The organism is Microbacterium testaceum, from assembly GCF_001476655.1.
GTDB lineage: Bacteria > Actinomycetota > Actinomycetes > Actinomycetales > Microbacteriaceae > Microbacterium > Microbacterium testaceum_C.
On sequence record NZ_LDRT01000170.1, the window covers coordinates 1 to 5,720 of the forward strand.

General features: G+C 69.5%; 5 protein-coding genes. All 5 read right to left on the reverse strand.

Annotated elements, in window-relative coordinates; genetic code table 11:
- A partial coding sequence (locus NS220_RS17590; protein ID WP_058625284.1) for a carbohydrate ABC transporter permease occupies positions 1-885 on the reverse strand: 885 nt, incomplete at its 3' end.
- An 11-nt stretch (positions 886-896) separates the two neighbouring features.
- Positions 897-1,844, reverse strand: a complete 948-nt coding sequence (locus NS220_RS17595; protein ID WP_058625285.1) for a carbohydrate ABC transporter permease — start codon at positions 1,842-1,844, stop codon at positions 897-899.
- A gap of 4 nt (positions 1,845-1,848) precedes the next feature.
- Positions 1,849-3,111 carry an extracellular solute-binding protein gene (locus NS220_RS17600; RefSeq protein WP_058625286.1) on the reverse strand — a complete coding sequence of 421 codons (1,263 nt, stop codon included), beginning with the start codon at positions 3,109-3,111 and terminating at the stop codon, positions 1,849-1,851.
- A gap of 315 nt (positions 3,112-3,426) precedes the next feature.
- Positions 3,427-4,152, reverse strand: coding sequence for a TetR/AcrR family transcriptional regulator (locus NS220_RS17605; protein WP_242864671.1), 726 nt, complete (start codon positions 4,150-4,152; stop codon positions 3,427-3,429).
- A 79-nt stretch (positions 4,153-4,231) separates the two neighbouring features.
- Positions 4,232-5,720, reverse strand: a 1,489-nt coding sequence (locus NS220_RS17610; protein ID WP_058625287.1) for a glucoamylase family protein, incomplete at its 5' end; no start/stop codon positions are given.

The following is a 5,720-nucleotide window of genomic DNA, read 5'->3' on the forward strand; positions in this document are numbered from 1 at the left end:
GGTCGAGGCGATGCCCTGGATGAAGTAACGCTGCAGGAAGACGAACAGCAGGATGATCGGCGCGATCACCAGCACCGAGCCCGCGAGCAGCAGGCCGTAATCGGTGGCGTTCTGTCCTGTCGAGTACAGCGACAGGGCGACGGGAAGGGTGTACTTCGCCTCGGTCTGGGCCGCCACGAGCGGCCACAGGAAGTTGTTCCACGAGGCGAGGAAGGTCAGGATGCCGAGGGTCGCCAGCGGCGGCCCGCACAGCGGCATGACGATCCGGGCGAAGATCCGCAGCTCCCCCGCGCCGTCGATGCGCGCGGCCTCGAGGAGAGGATCCGGGATGCCGAGCATGAACTGCCGCATGAGGAAGACGCCGAGCGGGGTCGTGACGAACGGCAGGATCAGCGCCGCGTAGCTGTCGACGAGTCCGAGCGAGGAGACCATGACGAACAGCGGCACGAAGGTGACGACGCCGGGGACCATCAGGGTCACCATGACGACGAGGAACAGGGCCTTCTTGCCGGGGAAGTCCATCTTCGCCAGCGCGTAGCCGACCATCGAGCAGAACACGAGGTTGCCGGCGACCGTGAACAGCGCCACGAGGATGCTGTTGCCGAAGAACTGCCCGAAGTTCAGCTGCCCGAACCAGGCGCCGAAGTTGTCCCAGGTGAACTCCTGCGGCCACCACGTCGGCGGGCGCTGGAGGATCTCGCGCTGGGTCTTGACCGAGCCCAGCAGCATCCAGGCGAAGGGCAGGATCCAGACGATCAGGCCGACGACCAGCACCGTGTAGGTGAGCGCGCGACCGGGGGTCACCCGATCGGCGGAACGGCGCCGACGGGGCGGCTCTGCGGGTTCGGCGACGACGGCCGGAGCCGCGGGAGACGTGAGTGTCATGGCATCCTCCCTCAATCCTTGGAGCGCAGCACGCGGAACTGCACGAGGCTGAGCAGCGCGATCGCGAGGAACAGCAGGTAGCTCGCGGCCGAGGCCGTGCCGTACTGCCCGAAGCCGAACTGCTTGAACGTGTAATAGGCCACCGAGAGGGTGGAGTTGAGCGGCCCGCCCTGCGTCATCACGAACGCTTCCTCGAAGAACTGCAGGAAGCCGACCGAGATGAGCACCGCGCCCAGCAGCAGGGTGGGGCGCAGCAGCGGCAGCGTCACCGAGGTGAGGCGCCGCCACGACGAGGCGCCGTCCATGAGCGCGGCCTCCTTCACGTCGGTCGGGATCGCCTGAAGCCCCGCGAGGAAGATCACCATGAGCGTGCCGACGTTGCGCCACACCGCCATCGCGATGAGCGAGGGAAGGGCGGTGCGGGTGTCGTTGAGCCAGTCCGGACCCTGGATGCCGATGATCGCGAGGGCCGAGTTGAGCAGACCCTCGGGCTGCAGGATGTAGCGCCAGACCACCGCGACCGCGACGATGCTCGTCACGACGGGAGCGTAGAAACCCACGCGCAGGATCGAGACGAACCGACCCTTGCTGGCGTTGAGCGCGAGGGCCAGCGCCAGCGCCACCGCCATCGTGACCGGGATGCCGACGACGACGAACGTCGCGGTCACGCCCAGCGACGTGAGGAAGACGGGGTCGGTGAGGACCCCGGCGTACTGCTCGAGTCCGACGAAGTTCACCGCGAACGGCGAGCGGATGTCGCGCGCCGTGAAGTCGGTGAACGACATCGCGAAGGAGCCGACGATCGGCACGACCATGAAGACCGCGAAGACCGCGACGAACGGCAGGGCGAAGCCCCACGCGACCCATCCCTGGCGCCGGCGGCGGCTCGACGCCCCGCCGGCGCGGGCGCGACCGGGGGCCGGAGCCCGCCGGGTCGCACCCACGACTGCCTGCGTCATGATGTCAGCCCAGACCCAGCTGGTCGGCGGTGGCCTGAAGCTCCTTCAGACCGTCGGCCGGCGTCTGCTGACCGAGGCGGAGCTTCTCGAGCATCGCGTCACCGGCCGCGGCGACCTGGACCCATGTCGTGACCGCGGGCACCGACTTCGCGGTCTCGAGCTGGGTGCCGAAAGCGGCGAGCGTCTTCGACGAGGACAGAGCGTCGGACTTCCAGGCATCCTGAACAGCGGGGAGGTCACCGGTCGCCTCGTACCAGGCGGCCTGCGTCTCGGGCTCGCTCAGCCACTGCACGAGCTTCCACGCGCTGGCGGCGTTCTTGGAGTTGTCGAACACGGCGAGGTTCGAGCCTCCGCTGAACGAGGTCGACGACTCCTTGGCCGGAAGCACCGCGGTGGAGATCTTGTCGCTGAAGCCCTCGCCGCCGAGGTCTTCGAGGAGGCCGATGAACGCCGGTCCGTCGATGAACATCGGGGTCTTGCCCGAGACGAAGTCCGCCTCCTGGGCTCCGGCTGAGCGGTCGGCGGCGGGGTTGGCGATGCCGTCGGTGTAGAAGCTCTGGTAGTAGTCGAACGCCTCGGTGGTCTCCGGGGTGTCGAGGGTCCATTTCGAGCCGTCCTCCAGCTCGGCGCCGTTCGACCACGGCATCCAGAGGTTCCCCTGGAAGGAATCGTTGCCCGAGGGGAGACGGATGCCGTAGTCGGCGCCGCCCTTGGCCTGCATGTCGGCGGCCATCTTCTTCAGGTCGTCCCAGGTGGTGGGAGCCTGGTTCCATCCGGCCTGCGCCGCGATGTCGGTGCGGTAGTAGAGGACGCGGGTGTCGACGTACCACGGGACACCGGTCGCGCGGTCGTCGATCTTCGTGGAGTCGACCGCCCCGGGGAACATGCCGTCGGTGGAGAGGTCGGTCGGCACGGTCTGCAGCGCATCGCCGAAGTCGGCCATCCAGGTCGACCCGACCATCGCGAGGTCGGGGGTGTTGCCCCCGGCGATCGCGGTCTGGAACTTGCTGTACGCGGCATCCCACGGCACGGGCGTGACGTTGACGGTCACCCCGGGGTTCGCCTGCTCGAACGTCTTCACGAACTCGGGCAGCGCCTCACCCTCGGCACCCATCGCCCACATCGTGAGCGTGCCCTCGGCCTTGGCGTCACCGATCGTGCCCGCCTCGCCGGGGCCGGATCCGGTGTCGGAGGTGCGCCCACAGCCGGTGAGGGCGATCGCCGCGGCGGCGATCACGGCCACGGCGCTCCATCGGGTCTTCTTCATCGTGTTCCTCCTCGAACCAGGCACCCGTCGTCGGGCGCTTTCTGCACGTCGCGTTGAGTTTAAGCGCATAACCAACGTTCCGCAAGCCACGTGCGCCCGCCCGGGCGGAGCAGCGTCGCCGAGACCGCACGACTTTCGCGAGCGCGTACGCATTCGCTCGCCACCGCGTGCGGTCTCGGGCACAGCCTGCGGTCTCGGGCACAGCCTGCGGTCCCGGGCACAGCCTGCGGTCTCGGCACAGCCTGCGGTCTCGAGTGCCGCGAGACGCGCCCCGAGCGACGACGAGAGCGAGAGGGGCGAGCGGGATGCCGGGGCTCAGGCCGACGGCCGCAGGTACCCGCGCACGAACTCGGCGAACAGCGCGGGCATATCCACCGAGTCGTCGAGGAGCCATTGCTGCTGCAGGCCGTCCATCACGGCGCTCAGCAGCCGTGCGGCAAGGGCGGGGTCGATGTCGGCGCGCACCTCCCCCGCGGCTTGACCCGCGCGCAGCAGCTCGGCCGCCGTCTCGGCGCTCCGGCGGTAGCGCTCGGCGAACTCGTCGTGCGAGGGATGGCCCGGATCGCTCGCCTCGGCCACGACCAGCGTGTACAGCGACGTCAGCCCCCGCGTCGTGGCGTTGTGCGCGACGACCTTCTGCATCTGCTCGACGAGGGTGTGCTCGTGCGGGTCGCCGGCCGCGGCGCGCACCCGCTCGTCGCGTTGGCGCAGCACCTCGGCGAACAGTTCCTCCTTGGAGGCGAAGTGATGCATGAGCCCCGCGGGCGTCAGCCCCACCCGCGTCGCGACCTCGCGGAGAGATCCGGCCGTGACGCCCGATCGGCCGAACACGACGACGGCCTCGTCGACGATGCGCTGCCGCGTCTGCTGCCCCTTGGCGTAGCTCCCGCGGCGCGCGCGGGGAGTGTGCGCGCGATCCGCCCCGTCCGACGATGCCTTGCGCCGCCCGGCAGCCGCCCCGCCCGCGGGGTGCCGACCGGGCGCGCCGGAGGGAAGATCACCGGCCCTCCCGGCGGGAACGTCTGCAGGTGCGTCGGCCATCGGCATCCCTCTCCCCCGTTCCGGACACACCGATGCCCGGCACCTCCGCGCGGCACCGGGCATCGAGGGAGTCGAGCCGTCAGGGACGCGAGGCACCCCACGACGAGCCAAAGACCTGCTGTTCGATGGCGGGCCGGAGGTTCTGCTCCATCCTGTCATCGACCATGTAGTCCTTCAGCGAGTCGCCGGTGAGCGCGTTGCCGATCGCCGCCATGATCATCGACTGATCGAGCGAGAGGTAGCGCTCGGCGACCGTGTCGCTCTTGACGGCGACGGCGTCGTAGAAGCCACCCGGACCGTAGGCGCCGAGCTTCTTCTCGATCCCGCGGAGGTTCTTCAGGACCCCCTGCCGGTCGTACGGCAGGGCGAGGAACGCCGCGTGCGGGGTGACGACCCCGTCGCCGAACGACGGGTCGGGGTTCGTCCCCTCGGTGCAGCCGGGGCGATCGATGTCAACGTCGGTCTTCTCGGCATCCGAGGTGTATCCATCGGAGCGGATGCCGGCGATGTCGACTCCGTACTCGCTGTAGCCGCCGAACGGGTTGCTGGCGGGCGAGAAGCCCCAGTACCCGTAACCGGCTTCGGCCAGGCCGTGCCGCTTCTGGACCTCGACGGTGACGGGGTGGTTCACACCCCAGGAGCGCGGGCCCCACTCGGTCTCGGGGATGAGCAGATCGGGCATGAGCGCCTCGAACATGCTCCCACCCCAGCTCGGCACGAACGACATGCCGTCGTAGGAATACACGCCCTCGTAGACGTCGACGCCGTCGTACTCGCGGTTCTCGCCGGTGGGCAGCTGCTCCTGCCACGCCCAGTCGCAGCCCGCGGGCATCGTGCGGTGGGTGCCGTAGAGACCGGATGCCGGGATGGAACCCTCAGAGATGCCGAGGTACGTCGCGATGCGGCTCTCGCTGACGGTGGTGTCGTAGTGGTGGCACGTGTAGAACGCCGTCTGTCCGCTGCCGTTGTACATCGGCGCCTCGACGGCGCAGCCGTCACCGGGAGGGGCCTCCCAGAAACCGCCGCGGTTCGTGCCGGCGGGAAGACCGGGCGCCCCGGCGGTGTCGAAGAAGGCCGAGAAGTCCATCGACTCGTACAGCGCATCGGCGCGGTCGGCGAGCGTGGGCTCCGCCTCGCGGACGATCCGCAACCCCGCGGCGAGCCAGCCATTGTCGACCGTGCTGAGGAACGGGTGGATGACCTCGCCCGAGGTGGGGAAGATCTCGAGCTTGGCCCCGGTGTCCGGCGCGTACCAGTTGTAGTACATGCCGCTGCCCTCGTTGCGCTCCATCGTCTCGAGCGTCGAGACCGTGGCGGTGAGCCGCTCGCGCGCCTCATCGGCGTCGATGATGCCGAGATCCCGCGCGGTCACCGTCGACCAGAGGTACCCGCCGATGTTGGTCGGCGAGGTGTATCCGGATGCCGTGGCCCCATCGAGCGCACCGCCGATGTTGTCGTCGGGAAGGCCGGTGTTCTCGTGGGCCATCGCCGCGAGCGAGGTCCACGTGTCGGCGGCGTAGCGGGCGAGGTCGCGCGCTTCGGGGCCGGCGTGAGCGGGCGGGCCGGGG